Consider the following 15,717-nt stretch of genomic DNA (forward strand, 5'->3'; position numbering starts at 1 on the left):
GGGAATAGCCTAGACGGATGACCGACCAGGCCACCCCCGCGCGTCCGCCGCACCGCGTCCTCGTCTTCTCCTGCGACGACCGCCCGGGCATCGTGCACGCCATCGCGGGCGCGATCGTCGAGGCCGGCGGCGACATCACCGAGTCGCAGCAGTTCTCGAGCGCCGACACGGGCCGGTTCTTCATGCGCCTGCAGATCCAGAGCGCGGCCGACGACGACCGCCTGGCCGACGCGCTCGCCGCCGTGGTCGAGCGGTACGACGCGACCTGGCACCTCGACGAGGTGGGCCGGCCGCTGCGCACGCTCGTGCTGGGATCCACCGCCGAGCACTGCGTGAACGACCTGCTGTTCCGACAGCGCGCGGGCCAGCTGCCCGTCGAGATCCCGCTCGTGCTCAGCAACCACGGGAGGCTGGCGGACCTCGCGGGCTTCTACGGGGTGCCGTTCGAGCACGTGCCCGTCAGCGACGACGCGTCGAAGCGGGCGTTCGAGGAGCGCGTGATCCGCGCGGTCGAGGAGCACGACATCGAGCTGGTGGTGCTCGCGCGCTACATGCAGATCCTCTCCCCCGAGCTCTGCGCGCGCCTCAGCGGCCGGATCATCAACATCCACCATTCCTTCCTGCCCGGCTTCAAGGGCGCGAACCCCTACAAGCAGGCGCACGCGCGGGGCGTCAAGCTCATCGGCGCGACCGCCCACTTCGTCACGAGCGACCTCGACGAGGGCCCGATCGTGGAGCAGAACGTCGTGCGGGTCGACCACTCGCGCAGCGCCCGCGAGCTCATGGCCATCGGCCAGGACGAGGAGTCGCGCACCCTCACGCAGGCCGTGCGCTGGTTTGCGGAGCACCGCGTGCTGCTCGACGGCGCGCGGACGATCATCTTCCGCTGACGCGCGGGCCGGGGCGCACGCGGCCGGGACGCGCCGGGCCCGGACGCCGAGAGGGGCGGGCGCCTCCCGGCACCCGCCCCTCCGCGGTGGTCCTACGTCAGCCGGATCAGCGGCTCACGTAGAGGTACTTCGGCGAGCTGGTCTTCGCCGCGTTGGCGGCGTCGCCCGCGTAGGTCGCGGTCACGGTGTACCGGCCCTTCGCGTACGCCGGCAGCTCCACGCGGCCGGTGCCCGCAGCATCCAGCGCGACCTCGAACGAGTCCGAGCCGACCTTCACGGTGACGGTGCCCGTGGGCGCCGCCTTCGCTGCGCTGTCGACCTTGACCGTGACGACGGCCTTCTGCGCGCTCGTCAGCACGGGCGGCTTGACGCTCACCGTCACAGTGCTCGCGAGCTTGATCACGACGGCCTCGCTGGTCGCGGTGCCCGAGGGGCCCGAGGCCGGCTTCGCCGTCACGACGACCGTGATCGACTTGCCCGCGACCGACGGCGAGACCTTGTAGGTCGCGCGCGTCTGGCCGGCGAGGGCCTTCCCGTCCGCGAACCACTGGTAGGAGAACTTCAGGCCCTCCTGGTCCCACGTGCCGGGTGACGCCGTGAGCGTCTGGCCGGCGGTGGGCGTGCCGGTGATCACGGGCGGCGCGGTCGCCGTCGGCGCCGGGATCGCGCCCGACTCGACGCGCACGTACGTCGACGACTCTGTGCCGGAGTAGGCGACCCGACCGAGGTACGCGGTCTCGGGCGCGAGCCCGCTCCACGACGCCGTGTACGTGATCGGCTGGCTCTGCACCGCGTCGAGCGGGTTCGGGGACACCGTGAATGCGCCCTCGTCCGTCGACTCGGACAGGTCGAACTGCGTGATGGTGAAGTCCTGCGTCGTCGCGCCCGCGGGGATCGAGAAGATCGACACGACCACGACGTAGTCACCGGCCTCCGGGGTCTCGATGGTCACGGACTCGTCGGCGGACTCCGTCGCCGAGTCGAACTGCTCGACCGGCTCCCCGTCCTCGAGGCGGAACACCGAGAGGTCGAGGTCGGCCTTGTCGTCGGCGGAGTCGAGGTCGATCCGGGTCGCCAGCTGGCCGGCGGGGACGGTGGTCGCGTACTGCAGCTCCGCCTTGGCCGGCCCCGTGCCCGAGATGGGCGAGGACGCGTCCTTCGGGTTCGCGTAGACGCGGCCGGCGGTGAGGCCCTCCGCGGCGAGCGCGATCGGCCCGGTGGTGCCGGGCGTCACGGTGACGTCGACGGATCCCGTGATCCCCTTCCCCTGCACCTCGTCCGGTGCGGCGATGGAGACCGGGTTCACCGCGATCGGGCTGCGCACAGTGGTGTCGCCGTCCGTCCAGGTGAGGGATCCGGTGGCGTAGGCGTCGATGTCGGCCGTGGTGCGCGTGAACGCGACCTCGTACGACTTCGTCTGCCCCGCCTCGGTGAACTCGAGCGTCTTCGGGGTCACCTCGGCCGTGACGCCCGCGAGGCCCTGCACGCTCGCCGTGTAGGTGCCGGCCCGCGTGGACGTGACCTCGCGCGTCACGGTCTCGGAGCCGGTGAGGGCGCCGATCGCGATGCTCGCCAGGTTGAGCTCCGACGGGTCGACCGGGTCGATGCCCGACGCGTAGCCGGTGGCCGCGAGGTACGCGAGCCAGTCGGCGCGGTCGTTGAGGTACAGCAGGCCGGGGTCGAGGTACCGGCGCGCGTCGACGTGGCCGGCGCCCTGGGTGAAGGGATCCGTGACCTTGCCGCCGTCCTCGTCCACCGTGTCGTACGCGGTGGTCATCATCGCCGACTTGATCTCGGCGGGCGTCGCCTTCGGGTGCTCGCCGAGGTACAGCAGCGCGAGGCCGGCCACGTGCGGGGCCGCCATCGAGGTGCCGGAGAGGAGCGCGAAGGTCGGCTCCTCGCCCTCGGCGTTGTTCGTCGCCGCGATGATCGAGACGCCGGGCGCCGTGACGTCGGGCTTCAGGATGTCGCTGCCGTCCGCGAGCACCGGGCCGCGCGAGCTGAAGCCGGCGACCTGGGGCGTCGGGGCGGAGACGCCCGTCGTGTTGTCGGGCACCAGCGTGACGGTCGCGCCGGGCGTCGCCGCGTAGGCGGAGACGGCCGCGTAGACGTCGGCGTCGAGGTGGACGGTCGGCACGGAGTGCGTGTCGGCGTCGACCGAGTTCGGCGTCGGGTTGACCAGCACCATGCCGATGCCGCCCGCGCGCTCGACCTCGGCCGACTTCGCGACCCGGTCGAACGTGCCGCGCTCGCACAGCACGATCTTCCCGGCGGTCTTCGCGGGATCCAGCACGCCGGGCCCGCAGAGGGCCGGAGTGGTGGCGCCGGCCGCCGCGACGGACGCCGCCGTGACGAACGAGCCCGTGACGGGCTCCGTGACCGTGATCGACGAGCCGGCGAAGGCCTGCCCGTCGCCGAGCTGCGCCGTGGCCTCGAAGTTGCCCGCGACCGTGCTGGCGGCGACCGTGGTGATCCACGGCGACGCGTTGTCGAGGGTCGAGGCGCCCGGGCCGGAGTTGCCCGCGGAGGCCGACACGAAGATGCCCGCGCTGGCCGCGCCGAGGAACGCGCTGTCGGTCGCGGAGAACGTGGTGCGCGCGGATCCGCCGCCGATGGAGTAGTTGATGACGTCGACGCCGTCCTTCGTGGCCTGCTCGATGGCGGCGACGAGGTCGGCACCCGCGCAGCCGTCGTCCGTCTGCACGGCCGGGTCAGGGCCGGACCAGCAGACCTTGTAGGCCGCGATCTTGGAGGCGGGCGCGACGCCCGAGATCTCCCCGAGGTCGTTGCCGTCGATGGTGGCCGTCACGCCCGCCTCGCCGGCGGCGGTGGATGCGGTGTGCGAGCCGTGGCCGTCGCCGTCGCGCGGGGAGACGTACTCGCCCGTCGCCGCCGTGCCGATGTTCTCCTGGCCGAAGCCCGTCACGAAGTAGCGCGCGCCCACGATCTTGGTGGAGCAGTCGGCCGCCGTGAACTGCTCGCCGGTCTGGCACGCGCCCCGGAAGGTGGTGCCGTCGCCCTTGGCGTACGCGATCGCGGATCCGTCGCGGTACGGCTCGGCGCCCGCCGTCGTGCCGAGCGGCTCGCCCGCGAACGCGGGGTTCTCGGGGGCGATGCCGGTGTCGATGACGCCGATGACCGCGCCCTCGCCCGCCTTCTCCTGACCGCCCGTCTTCGCCCAGACGCCGTCGGCGCCCGTGAGCCCGAGGAAGTCGGCCGCCGGGGTGGACGTGGGGTGGTAGATCCGGTCGGGCTCGACGGAGGCGACCTCCCGGTCGCCGGAGAGCTTCGACGCCTGCTCGGCCGTGAGGTCGGCGGAGAAGCCGTTGACCGTGAGGGAGTAGGAGTACTCGATGTCGGCGCCGACGCTGGCGGCCACATCCTCCTGCCGGTCCTCGAGGTAGTCGGTGTACGCGACGACCGGGCCGGCCTTCGCGTCGAGCTGCGCGCCCGAGCGGGCCTGGGTCGCGGGGAGCCCGTCGACCCCGCCCCGGTAGGTCGCGGCGGCGTCGTCCGCGAGGGTGACGATGTAGCGGCCGTCCTCGAGGGCCGATGCCGGCGTCGCCACGGTCGGCGCAGGGGCCGCCATGGCCCCTGCTGCTCCGAACGTGACGAGGCCTGCGGCGACGAGGGCGGTGGCGGCGACGGAGGCCGTCGCCCTGCGCAGGGATGATGCGCGGTCGGACTCCGAGCGGAGCCGGGGGGAGCGTGGGATCACGAACACGTCCTTCGAGTGGGGATGAGTGGCCCGCGCGCACCCCTTGCGACACGCGCGAATCCTCAACATACCCCGGGTATTCGCCCTGAGAGCGGCCGGTTGTTACCGCCGTGTAACAGTTGCCGGCCGGCGCGCGAGTCCCACCACGACGGGCATCAGCACCCGAGCGCGCACCGCCCACACCGCAGCACCATCGCCTGCCGCAAGGCAGCCTTTCAGACTCCCTCGTCCCCTTCCGTGTAGTGGACAGGTGCCGCACGCACGACGGAGGGCGGGTGCCCTCCGGCACCCGCCCTCCGCTCGCCTCACGCGACGATCAGCGCACGAGGATCCTCTGCGCGCGGCTCGTGCCCCCGCCGACGAGGTTGTCGCCCGCGTAGGACGCCTGCACCGTGCGGGTCCCCGGCGCGATGCCCGCGATGTCGGCGCAGCCCGTGCCGGAGCCGTCGAGGGGCACGTCGCGCTCCGCGCCGTCCACGGTCACCCGCACCACCCCGGTGGCGGCCTGCTTCCCGGCCGACGTCACCGACACCTGCACGTGCACGGTGCCGCTCGCCGCGCCCCGCGGTTGCGTCGCCTGCAGGTGCACCGTCGCCGCGTCGCGTGCCGCGACGGTCGGGCTCGTGGCGACGCCCGTCTGCCCGTCGGATGCGGTGGCCGTCACCCGGACGGCGAGCGCCGTGCCCGCGACCGCGGAGGTCACGCGGAACGTGGATCCCGTCGCCCCGGCGATCGGCGTGCCGTTCGAGAGCCACTGCGTCGCGAGCGTGACGCCCTCCGGGGTCCACGTGCCGGTCGACGCCGTCAGCGTCTGCCCGACGTCCGGCGTGCCGGTGATGGCGGGCGGCGCGGAGGCCGTCGGAGCGGTCGCGGCCGGCGGCGGGGAGGCGGCAGCGGTCGACACGCTCAGCAGCGTCGTGGCATCGGATCCCCCGTAGGAGACGACCCCGACGTAGGAGGACCCGGCAGCGAGACCCGACCAGGACGCGGTGTATGACGCGGGCTTGCCCGGCTTCGTGCGGAGGGCAGAGGGCGTCACGGCGAGGGACCCCTCACCCGCTCCGCTCCCGACCTGGTACTCGGTGAGGTCGAAGGCCGCGGTCTTCGCGGATCCCGCCGCTTGGTTCACCAGCGCCGCGACCGTGTAGTCGCCCGCTTCGAGGTCCGACGCGACGAGCCGCTCGCCGAGCGACGCGGTCTCCTGGTCGGCCACGACGGTGGGCGGCCCGGTCTTCGCCTTCTTCAGGAGCGCGACGCCCATGTCCGACTTCCCGTCGGCCGGCGCGATGTCGATCACGAGGGCCTTGGTCGCGTTCGTGAGGGTGAGCGGGTAGTCGACCTCGTAGCCCGTGGGCGCCTCGCCGCTGTGGGCCGCGCCCGCATCGTCGGGGTCGCTCACGTGCTCGCCCTTCGCGAGACCGGCCGCGGTGAGCGCGACCGTCCCGTCGATGCCGCCCGTGACGGTCACTCCGGTCGTGCCGCTGACACCGGATCCGGAGGCCGTCGCCGGGACCTGCACCGACTCCGGCGTCACCGCGATGGGGCCGCGGACGGTGCCACCGGGGCCCGACCAGGTGAGCGATCCGGTGGTCCAGCTCCCCGTCTTCGCGCCCGCATGGGTGGTCAGGCGCACCTGGAATGACTTCGTCTGGCCCGGCCCGGTGAAGGAGAGCGTGGACGGCGCGACCTGCACGTCGACCCCGGAGACCCCCTGCACGGACGCCTTCCAGGTGCCGGCCTTCGTCGACGTGACGGTGCGCGTCACGGTCTCGCTGCCCAGCAGCTGGGCGACGGCGATGCTCGGCAGGTTGAGCTGGGACGCGGCAACGGGCTGGCTCGGATGGGGCAGGTCGAGCCCGGTCGCCGCGGCGTAGCCCCGCCAGTCCTTCTCCCCGCTCAGGTAGAGGAGGCCAGGATCGAGGAAGCGGCTCGGCACCACCTCACCCGCCCCTTGGGCGAACGGATCGGTGACCGTGGCGCCCTTCGTGTCGACCGTGTCGGAGGCGGTGGTCATCATGGCCGACTTGATCTCAGCGGGCGACGCCTTCGGGTGCACACCGAGGTAGAGGAGCGCGAGCCCGGCGATGTGCGGCGCCGACATGCTCGTGCCCGACTCCACGGCGAACGCCGGCTTCCCGTCCTTGTCGGCGACGGACGCGACGATGCCCACGCCGGGTGCCGCGATGTCCGGCTTGACGATGTCGCTGCCCTCGTCCTGCTTCGGGCCGCGCGAGCTGAAGCCCGCGATCTGGGGAGCCGCGGGCTGCACACCCGAGCTGTTGCCCGGCGCCAACGTGACCGTCGCACCGGCCTTCCCCGCGTAGTCCACGACCTCCTGGTAGACGTCGGCGTCGAGGTGGATGGTCGGCACGGAGTGGGTGTCGAGGTCGGTCGAGTTGCTGGTCGGGTTCACCAGCAGCATGCCGATGCCGCCCGCCCTGAGCACCTCGGCGCTCTTGTCCACGCGGTTCACGACGCCGCGCTCGCATACGACGATCTTCCCCGTGACCTTCGCGGGATCCAGCGTGTTCGCCCCGCAGAGGTTGGGCGAGCTCGCGCCCGAGGCCCCGGATGCCGAGGCGAGCACGAGGCTCCCGGTGACCTTCGCGACCACCGAGACGGATGCGCCCGCGACCTTCCGGCCGTCGCCGAAGGTAGCGGTCGCGGAGTAGTTGTCGGGCACGCTGCTGGCGGCGACCGTGGTGACCCACGGCTCGGTGTTCGAGAGCGTGCTCGCGCCGGGGCCCTCGTTGCCCGCGGAGGCGGCGACGAAGATCCCGGCGGAAGCCGCCCCCAGGAGGGCGCGCTTGGTGGCCTGGTCGTCCTGCGATCCGCCGAGCGACATGTTGATGACGTCCACGCCGTCCTTGGTGGCCTGCTCGATGGCGGCCACGATGTCGGAGCCCTCGCATCCGTCGTCGGTCTCGACCTTGGGGTCGGGCCCGCTCCAGCAGACCTTGTAGGCGGCGACCTTCGCGGCCGGCGCGACGCCCGAGATGGTGTCCAGCACACGACCCGCGACCGTCGCCGACACACCCGCGTCACCCGCGGCCGTGCTCGCGGTGTGCGTCCCGTGGTCGTTGGCGTCGAACGGGGAGCGCTTCTCCTGCGGGCCGATCGGCTTGTCGGTGGCCGCGTCACGCCCGGCCACGAAGTACCGCGCCCCCACGATCTTCGTGGAGCAGTCGGACGCGGTGAACCCGTCACCCGTCTGGCAGACGCCGTGGAAGAGGGTGCCGTCCCCCTTGCGGAAGACGATGCCGGATCCGGAGCGATAGGGGTCGGCGCCGGGCTTCGTGCCGAGCGGCGAACCGGCGAACGACGGGCTGTCTGGCGTGATGCCGCTGTCGATGTCGCCGATCACCGCACCAGCGCCCGCGTGGTCCTGGCCGCCCGTCTTCGCCCACACGCCGCCGGCGCCGTCGAGGCCGAGCGCGCGGATGGAGGGGGTGGATTCCGGGTGCAGCTCGACGTCCTTCTCCACGCTGAGCACGTCGGGGTCGGTCGCGAGCCTCCGCACCTGATCGGTCGTGAGCTCGGCCGAGAACCCGTCCGTGGTGACGGAGTAGTCGTTCGTGATGGTGGCGCCGACCGCGTCGGCCGTCTGGCGGTGCAGGTCGCCGAGGTGCGCCGAGTACTTCTGCACCTGGTCGGACTCGGCGTCGAGGCGCGAACCCGGATCCACCTGCGTGCGCGGGAGACCGTCGAGCGTGCCGTCGTAGGAGGCGGCTGGCTGGTCGCGCAACGTGACGATGTAGTGACCGTCGGTCGCGTCCAGCGGCACCGAAGCGGTCGGCGCGTCGGCGGCGGAGGCGATGGATCCTCCTGCCGCCACGAGTGCGACGGCCAGCAGGGACGCGGCGAACGCGCGCGCCGGGCCGGGCGGGCGGCCCCGCCTGGTCGGCGGGGTCTGTGTGCGTGTGGACATGGGGGTTCCCTCCTGTCGCCGGCTGCAGCCGGGCGCACGGGTCCGGGAAGGACCGGGCCCGCGGCCAGGTGGAGGAGGCACGGACCGGATCCCCGGAACCGCGTCGGACGACGCGATGGGGAGAACCGTAGGGAGGATCTACCAGCGCCCGTCCGCCCTCTGCACACCTGACGCGCACCCGGGCATGCGAGAGGCCCCGCCCCCGGTTCGGGGGCGGGGCCTCTCGGCGTCCGGCGGCGTCGCGAGGACGCCCGCGGGATCAGGCCAGGCGCGTCTGCAGGTTCTCCGCGAGCGACGCGAGGAACTCCTCGGTGGTCTGGTACGGCTGGTCCGGTCCGACGAGGAGCGCGAGGTCCTTCGTCATCTTGCCGCTCTCGACCGTCGTGATGACGACGTCCTCGAGGGTGTCCGCGAAGGTCTTCAGCGCGTCGTTGCCGTCGAGCTTGGCGCGGTGCGCGAGGCCCCGGGTCCAGGCGTAGATCGACGCGATGGGGTTCGTCGACGTGGGCTTGCCCTGCTGGTGCTGGCGGTAGTGGCGCGTGACGGTGCCGTGCGCGGCCTCCGCCTCGACGACCTTGCCGTCGGGCGTGGTGAGCACGCTGGTCATGAGGCCGAGCGAGCCGAAGCCCTGCGCGACGGTGTCGGACTGCACGTCGCCGTCGTAGTTCTTGCAGGCCCAGACGTAGCCGCCCTCCCACTTGAGCGACGCGGCGACCATGTCGTCGATGAGGCGGTGCTCGTACGTGAGGCCGGCTGCGGCGAACTGGTCGGCGTACTCGGCCTCGAAGACCTCCTGGAACAGGTCCTTGAAGCGGCCGTCGTAGGCCTTGAGGATCGTGTTCTTCGTGGAGAGGTACACGGGGTAGTTCCGGGCGAGGCCGTACGAGAGCGACGCGCGCGCGAAGTCGCGGATCGAGTCGTCGAGGTTGTACATGCCCATCGCGACGCCGGATCCGGGGCTCTGGAACACCTCGAACTGCTGCGGCTCGGAGCCGTCCTTGGGCGTGAAGGTCATCGTGAGCGTGCCCTCGCCCTCGAAGCGGAAGTCGGTGGCGCGGTACTGGTCGCCGAACGCGTGGCGGCCGACGATGATCGGCTTGTTCCAGCCGGGCACGAGGCGCGGGATGTTGCTGATGATGATGGGCTCGCGGAAGATCGTGCCGCCCAGGATGTTGCGGATGGTGCCGTTCGGCGAGCGCCACATCTTCTTCAGCCCGAACTCCTCGACGCGCGCCTCGTCGGGCGTGATCGTCGCGCACTTGACGCCGACGCCGTGCTTCTTGATGGCGTTCGCCGCGTCGATCGTGATCTGGTCGTCGGTCTCGTCGCGCTTCTCGATGCCCAGGTCGTAGTACTCGAGGTCGATGTCGAGGTACGGGTGGATGAGCGTGTCCTTGATGGACTGCCAGATGATGCGCGTCATCTCGTCGCCGTCGAGCTCGACGACGGTCCCCTCTACCTTGATCTTCTCCACGAAGTCCTCCTCATGCTCGTCGGTCGCCTCCGTGCGCGTCTCCGTCGGCGCGCGCCGGGTCCGGCTCGTCGCCGGTGGATCCGTGGGCCAGCCTACCCGGCGGGCCCTGTCTCTCGACATCGAGACATCGGCGGGTCCGGGTCGGATCCGCGCCCCGACTCCGTGCCCCGACGCCGCCTCCGACCCGGCCCGGCCCGACGCACCTGGCCCGACGGAGGCCCGCCCGATACCCTGTGCCCATGAGCGACATGACACTCGAAGAGCTGAGCGCCCGCACGATCGTGGCGGCCAACACGCTGACGCTCAAGCCGGGCCAGGAGGCCTTCGTCGCCCCCGTGTCGCACTCCATCGCCGAGGCCTACGTCAACCCGACCACCGCATGGCCGCGCGTGGTCATGGAGGACGACGAGGTCGTCGGGTTCATCATGGGCAACTTCGACCCCGAGGCCCACGAGGAGATCTTCCGCAGCTGCATCTGGCGCATCAACGTCGACGCCGACGCGCAGGGCCACGGCGTGGGCCGGTTCGCGGTGCTCGCGCTCGCGGACGAGGCGCGCTCGCGCGGCTTCGACCGCCTCACGGTCGTGTGGGAGCCGGGCGAGGACGGACCCGAGGAGTTCTTCACCCACGTCGGCTTCGAGGTCATCGGCGAGACCCAGTACGGCGAGGCCATCGGCGCGCTGGCGCTCTAGCGCGTGGCCGTCTTCGCCAACCCGGGCGAGTTCACCGACCGCGTGCTCGAGGTCGTCGCCGAGATCCCGTCGGGCCGCGTCATGACCTACGGCGACGTCGCCGCCGTCTTCGGCCGCCGCGGTGCCCGAGCGGTCGGCATGGTGCTGCGCTACCACGGCGCCGGGTTGCCCTGGTGGCGCGTGCTCCGGGCCGGCGGGCACCCGCCGACCGGGCTCGCCGACGAGGCCCGTCCCCGCTACGAGGCCGAGGGCACGCCGCTGGTCGACGCCCCCACCGACGCGGGCTACCGCGTCGACCTCGAGGCCGCCCGCTGGTTCCCGTGATCCGCCGACCGCGGTCCGCTCGCCGCGCCGCTCGCGGCATGGCCGCCGTCCGCCTGGCGGCCGAGCGCAGGTCATGCTGCGGGACCAGGGTCGGGGCCTCGCGGCCGATGCGCCGCGGGCGCGGCTCCGCTGGACTGGGAGCATGCCCCGTCGCCCGTCCGCACGCTCCCTCGCCGCCGCCCCGCTCACGATCCTCGTCGTCCTGATCCTCACCGGCTGCGGCGCCGCGAGCACCGTCGGCGGGATGACCACGCCAGCGGATGCGCGCGTCTACGCCACGGCGGCGGACGCCGACGGACGCATCCCGACGTGGATCCCCGCGGACGCGACCGACATCCGCATCAAGACCTCGCTGCGGGGCGAGGGCGCGATCCTCGAGTTCCGCTCCGCGACGCCGGCCGACCGGCTGGGCTGCGCCGCCGCGCCCGCCGACGCCCCCGCTCCGACCGTGCAGGACACCTGGTGGCCGGATCCGTCCCCCGCCGCGGCCATGGCGTGCGGCGACGGCTGGCTGGCCGCCGCGGACGGAGACGCCGTGCACGCGTGGCTGCCTGTGGGCTCCCCCGCGCTCGACCTCTGACGGCACGGTGTCCGGACGCGACGCGGCCCGGGCGCCTCCCCGTCGGGAGGCCCCGGGCCGTGACCGCGCGCCGACGCTAGACCAGCGACTCCCGCCACGCCGCGTGCAGCTGCGAGAACCGGCCGGTGCCCTGGATGAGCGACTCCGGCGTCCCGTCCTCGACGATGCGCCCCTGCTCCATCACGAGCACGCGGTCCGCGATCGCGACGGTCGAGAGCCGGTGCGCGATGATGATCGCCGTCCTGTCCGCGAGCAGAGTCGTGAGGCCCTGCTGCACGAGCCGCTCGCTCGGGATGTCGAGCGAGCTCGTCGCCTCGTCGAGGATCAGCACCGCCGGGTCCGCGAGGAACGCGCGCGCGAACGAGATCAGCTGACGCTGCCCCGCGGACACCCGGCCCCCGCGCTTGTTCACGTCCGTGTCGTAGCCGTCGGGCAGCGACTCGATGAACGTGTGCGCCCCCACGGCCTCCGCGGCCGCCTGGATCTCGCCCCGGGTAGCGTCGGGCTTGCCGATCGCGATGTTGTCGGCGACGGATCCGGAGAACAGGTACGCCTCCTGCGTCACCATCACGATGGCGCGCCGCAGGTCCTTCGGGTGCAGGTCGCGGAGGTCGATCCCGTCGAGCGCCACGCGGCCGCCGGACGGGTCGTAGAACCGGGAGATGAGCTTCGCGAGCGTCGTCTTGCCCGCGCCGGTGGATCCGACGAGCGCGATGGTCTGCCCGGCCGGCATGTCGAGGTCGAACCGCGGCAGGATCGTCTTGCCCTTCCCGTAGCCGAACTCGACGCCCTCGAAGGAGACGTGACCGGTGGACTCCCACAGGTCGACCGGCGTCACGGGATCCGGCACGCTCGGCTCCTCCTCGAGCACGCCCGAGATCTTCTCGAGCGCGGCCGAGGCCGACTGGTAGCTGTTGTAGAACATCGCCATGTCCTGCGCCGGCCCGAAGAACTGCCGCGTGTAGAGCACCACCGCGAGCAGCGCGCCGATGCCGAGCTGCCCGTCCGCGACGCGCAGGCCGCCCACCAGGAGCACCACGGCGACCGTGACGTTGCCGATGAGGATGAGGCCCGGGTCGAAGATGCCGAAGACCTGGATCACGCGCATGTTGGTGTCGCGGTAGCCCTCGACGTGCTCGGAGAACTCCTCCGCGTTGCGCTTCTCCTTGCGGAAGGCCTTCACCGCGCGGATGCCCGTCATGGTCTCGACGAAGTGCACGATCAGCCGCGCCGACTTCACGCGCGTCTGGCGGAACAGCGCCTGCGACTTCACCGCGAACCAGAGGCTCAGGAAGAACAGCGGCACGAGCGCCGCGAGCAGCACGAGGCCGGACACCCAGTCGAACGAGAACAGCGCGATCGCGGTGAACGCCATGTAGAGCGCGCCCTGCACGAGCTGGTTGATGCCGCCGTTCAGCAGCTCCCGGATCGAGTCGAGGTCGCTCGTCTGGCGGGAGATGATCCGGCCGGACGTGTACGTCTCGTGGAACTCGAGGCTCAGCTTCTGGGTGTGCAGGAACATGCGCTTGCGGAGGTCGAGCAGGATCTCCTGCGCGATGCGCGCGGACATCACCTGATACTTCGCGACCAGCACGGCGCCCGTGACCGCGACCAGGACGTACGCCCCGATGACGAGCGCGAGCATCGTGGGGTCGCCCGTGCCCAGCAGCGACGGCAGCGCGCGGTCGAGGCCCACGCCGATGAGGGCGGGGCCGGCGACGTTCGCGGCGGTGGCCACGAGGATCGTCGCGGCCGTGAGGATCAGCGTCCGCTTGACCGGCTGGATGGTGCTGACGAGCAGCCGCGTCGAGCGGCGGCGGATCTGCTTGCTCTCCTCGCGGGAGAAGTCGTCCCTCTCCTCGCCGGTGACTCCGGTGACGCTCATGCTGAGGCCTCCTCGCGCACGGTGTTCCCTTCCACGTCCAGGCTCGAGATGACGAACCGGTAGTGCTCGTTCGTGGCGAGCAGTTCGGAGTGCCGGCCGACCGCGGTGATGCGGCCGTCCTGCATGAGCGCCACCCGGTCCGCGAGCATCACGGTCGAGGGGCGGTGCGCGACGATCAGCGCGGTGGTGGAGGCGAGCACGCGGCGCAGCGCCGCTTCGACGAGCGCCTCCGTGTCGACGTCGAGCGCCGACAGCGGGTCGTCGAGGACGAGCACGTCCGGCGCCGCCGCGACGGCGCGCGCGAGGGCGAGCCGCTGCCGCTGCCCGCCGGACAGGCTGAGCCCCTCCTCGCCGACGGTCGTCTCGACGCCGTCGGGCAGGTCGCGCACGAAGCCGGCCTGCGCGATGTCGAGCGCCTCCTGCAGGACCCGCTCCGCCTCGGGCCCGCCGTCGGCGAGGTCGGGGCGGCCGAGCAGCACGTTGTCGCGGACGCTCGAGGAGAACAGCGTCGCGTCCTCGAAGGCCATGGCGATCCGGCTCCGCAGCTCCTCGAGCCCCAGGTCGCGGATGTCCACGCCGTCGAGCTCGATGCTGCCGCCCGTCACGTCGTAGAGCCGGGTCGTGAGCGCCGTGAGCGTGGACTTGCCGCAGCCGGTGACCCCGACGAGCGCCATGGTCTCCCCCGGCTGCAGGTCGAGGTCGACCCCGTCGATGAGGTCGGGCTGGTCCGCGGAGGCGTCCTGGTAGCGGAAGCGCGCGCCGCGGAAGACGAGATGACCACGGGGCTCGGCGATCCGCACGGGGTTCGCCGGATCCGTGATCGCGTCCTCCTCGTCCATCACCTCGAAGTAGCGGTCGATGGCCGTCCGCGCGTCGAAGGTCATCGACAGGAGGAACCCGATCGACTCGATCGGCCAGCGCAGGACCGCGGCGGTCGCGAAGAAGGCCACGAGGTCGCCCACCGAGATCTGCCCGCCGGCCGCCAGCAGCACGCCGCCGAGCAGCGCAAGGGCGAAGGTCAGGTCGGGCACCAGCAGCAGCCAGAGCCAGATGCCGGCGATGGCCTTCGCCTTCTTGATCTCCGTGCCGCGCAGCTCCTCCGCCTGCTCGGCGAACGCGTCGTGCATGTGCTTGCCGCGGCCGAACGCCTTCAGCACGCGGATCCCGTGCACCGACTGCTCGACGCTCGTGGCGAGGTCGCCGGACTGGTCCTGGCTGAGACGCGCCACGGACGAGTACTTCTGCTCGAAGAGGTAGCCGTAGACCCACAGCGGGATGGAGCACACGAGGAAGCCGAGCCCGAGGCGCCAGTCGATGGAGACCAGGAAGCCGATGCCCACCAGGATCGTGAGGATGTTGACGATGAACAGCACGAGGCCGAACGCCATCCAGCGGCGGATGAGGTTCAGGTCGCTGACCATGCGCGACAGCAGCTGGCCGCTCTGCCACCGGTCGTGGAACGCGACGGGCAGCCGCTGCAGCTTCCGGTAGAACGCGTTCCGCATGTCCGCCTCCATGAGCGTGCCGGGCTTCAGCACGAACCAGCGGCGGAGCGCGATCATGGCGGCCTCGAGGATCCCGAGGCCGAGGATCAGGAGCACCGCGGGCACCACGGCGGCCGAGTCGCCGTCGCCGAGCGGGCCGTCCACGAGGCCGCGGAGGATCTGCGGGATGACGAGCGACAGCAGCGAGCCGACGAGCGCGACCACCATGCCCGCGATGATGCTGGGCATGGCGGGCCGGGCGAACGGCAGCAGCCGCATGAGCACGGCGATGGTGCCGGGCCGGGGGCCGTGCCGCTCGGACGGCGCCTGGTCGGACGATGCGGGCGGTGAGGTGGACACGAGTCATTCCTTCTGTGATCGGCCGATGCGCGGCCGGGCGTGCGGGGCGACCGCGCGCGTCAGCACGCGCGCGGCGGAGGATCGGGGGTGGATGGATCTCGGGGAGGGCCGAGCAGCTGCCCGGCGAGACGCGAGCGGTGGAGCAGACGGGGGATCCGGTCGGGCGCCGCGGGACGAACGGCGATCCGCACGCGGACGCGTTCGACCGGGGAGGCCGAGCCGCGCTTCCGTGCCGACCGCCCCGGTCGTCCGCCGCGCGCCCGACGCCGGGGCGTCGAGCGGTGAGGTCAGCTGGCGGCGCGGGAGGACGGGGTCGCGGTCACGGCCACCTCGTCGATCCGGTGCGAGACGGTGCGTGCGTGTGTCGTCGATGTCGTGGTCA

The 15,717-nt window shown here is 72.3% G+C and carries 9 protein-coding genes; 4 read left to right on the forward strand and 5 right to left on the reverse strand.

Annotation, left to right across the window (positions count from 1 at the left end; all coding sequences use genetic code 11):
* The first annotated feature begins 17 nt into the window (after positions 1 to 17).
* Positions 18 to 890, forward strand: a complete 873-nt coding sequence (purU, locus tag NL142_RS13260; RefSeq protein ID WP_194685022.1) for a formyltetrahydrofolate deformylase — start codon at positions 18 to 20, stop codon at positions 888 to 890.
* 106 nt (positions 891 to 996) lie between these two features.
* On the opposite strand, the gene NL142_RS13265 is transcribed toward purU, so the two are convergent.
* From NL142_RS13265 to NL142_RS13275, 3 genes are all read right to left on the reverse strand, one after another.
* Entirely contained in the window at positions 997 to 4,614 is a 3,618-nt protein-coding gene (locus tag NL142_RS13265; RefSeq protein ID WP_435080123.1) for a S8 family serine peptidase, read from the reverse strand.
* Between the two features lie 310 nt (positions 4,615 to 4,924).
* On the reverse strand, positions 4,925 to 8,536 hold the full coding sequence (locus NL142_RS13270) for a S8 family serine peptidase (RefSeq protein ID WP_435080124.1): 3,612 nt from the start codon (positions 8,534 to 8,536) through the stop codon (positions 4,925 to 4,927).
* 259 nt (positions 8,537 to 8,795) lie between these two features.
* Positions 8,796 to 10,010 (reverse strand): NADP-dependent isocitrate dehydrogenase, encoded by a 1,215-nt coding sequence (locus NL142_RS13275; protein ID WP_012039226.1) that lies wholly within the window; start codon positions 10,008 to 10,010, stop codon positions 8,796 to 8,798.
* 239 nt (positions 10,011 to 10,249) lie between these two features.
* On the opposite strand from NL142_RS13275, the gene NL142_RS13280 reads away from it, so the two are divergent.
* The 3 genes from NL142_RS13280 (at position 10,250) to NL142_RS13290 (ending at position 11,606) form a co-directional block, all read left to right on the forward strand.
* Positions 10,250 to 10,702, forward strand: coding sequence for a GNAT family N-acetyltransferase (locus tag NL142_RS13280; RefSeq protein ID WP_194685025.1), 453 nt, complete (start codon positions 10,250 to 10,252; stop codon positions 10,700 to 10,702).
* Between the two features lie 3 nt (positions 10,703 to 10,705).
* Positions 10,706 to 11,026: an MGMT family protein gene (locus NL142_RS13285; protein WP_194685026.1), complete on the forward strand. Its 321-nt coding sequence runs from the start codon at positions 10,706 to 10,708 to the stop codon at positions 11,024 to 11,026.
* 142 nt (positions 11,027 to 11,168) lie between these two features.
* Positions 11,169 to 11,606, forward strand: coding sequence for a hypothetical protein (locus NL142_RS13290; protein ID WP_435080125.1), 438 nt, complete (start codon positions 11,169 to 11,171; stop codon positions 11,604 to 11,606).
* Positions 11,607 to 11,682: 76 nt separating this feature from the next.
* Here the strand turns inward: NL142_RS13290 and NL142_RS13295 are convergent, their stop codons facing one another.
* Together NL142_RS13295 and NL142_RS13300 are read right to left on the reverse strand one after the other, a co-directional pair.
* On the reverse strand, positions 11,683 to 13,491 hold the full coding sequence (locus NL142_RS13295; RefSeq protein WP_104237254.1) for an ABC transporter ATP-binding protein: 1,809 nt from the start codon (positions 13,489 to 13,491) through the stop codon (positions 11,683 to 11,685).
* Positions 13,488 to 15,254: an ABC transporter ATP-binding protein gene (locus NL142_RS13300; protein ID WP_435081602.1), complete on the reverse strand. Its 1,767-nt coding sequence runs from the start codon at positions 15,252 to 15,254 to the stop codon at positions 13,488 to 13,490. Before NL142_RS13300 ends, NL142_RS13295 begins: the two co-directional genes overlap by 4 nt.
* Positions 15,255 to 15,717 lie beyond the last annotated feature (463 nt).

Origin of the sequence: Clavibacter quasicaliforniensis (assembly GCF_051201715.1) — a bacterium.
Taxonomy (GTDB): domain Bacteria; phylum Actinomycetota; class Actinomycetes; order Actinomycetales; family Microbacteriaceae; genus Clavibacter; species Clavibacter seminis.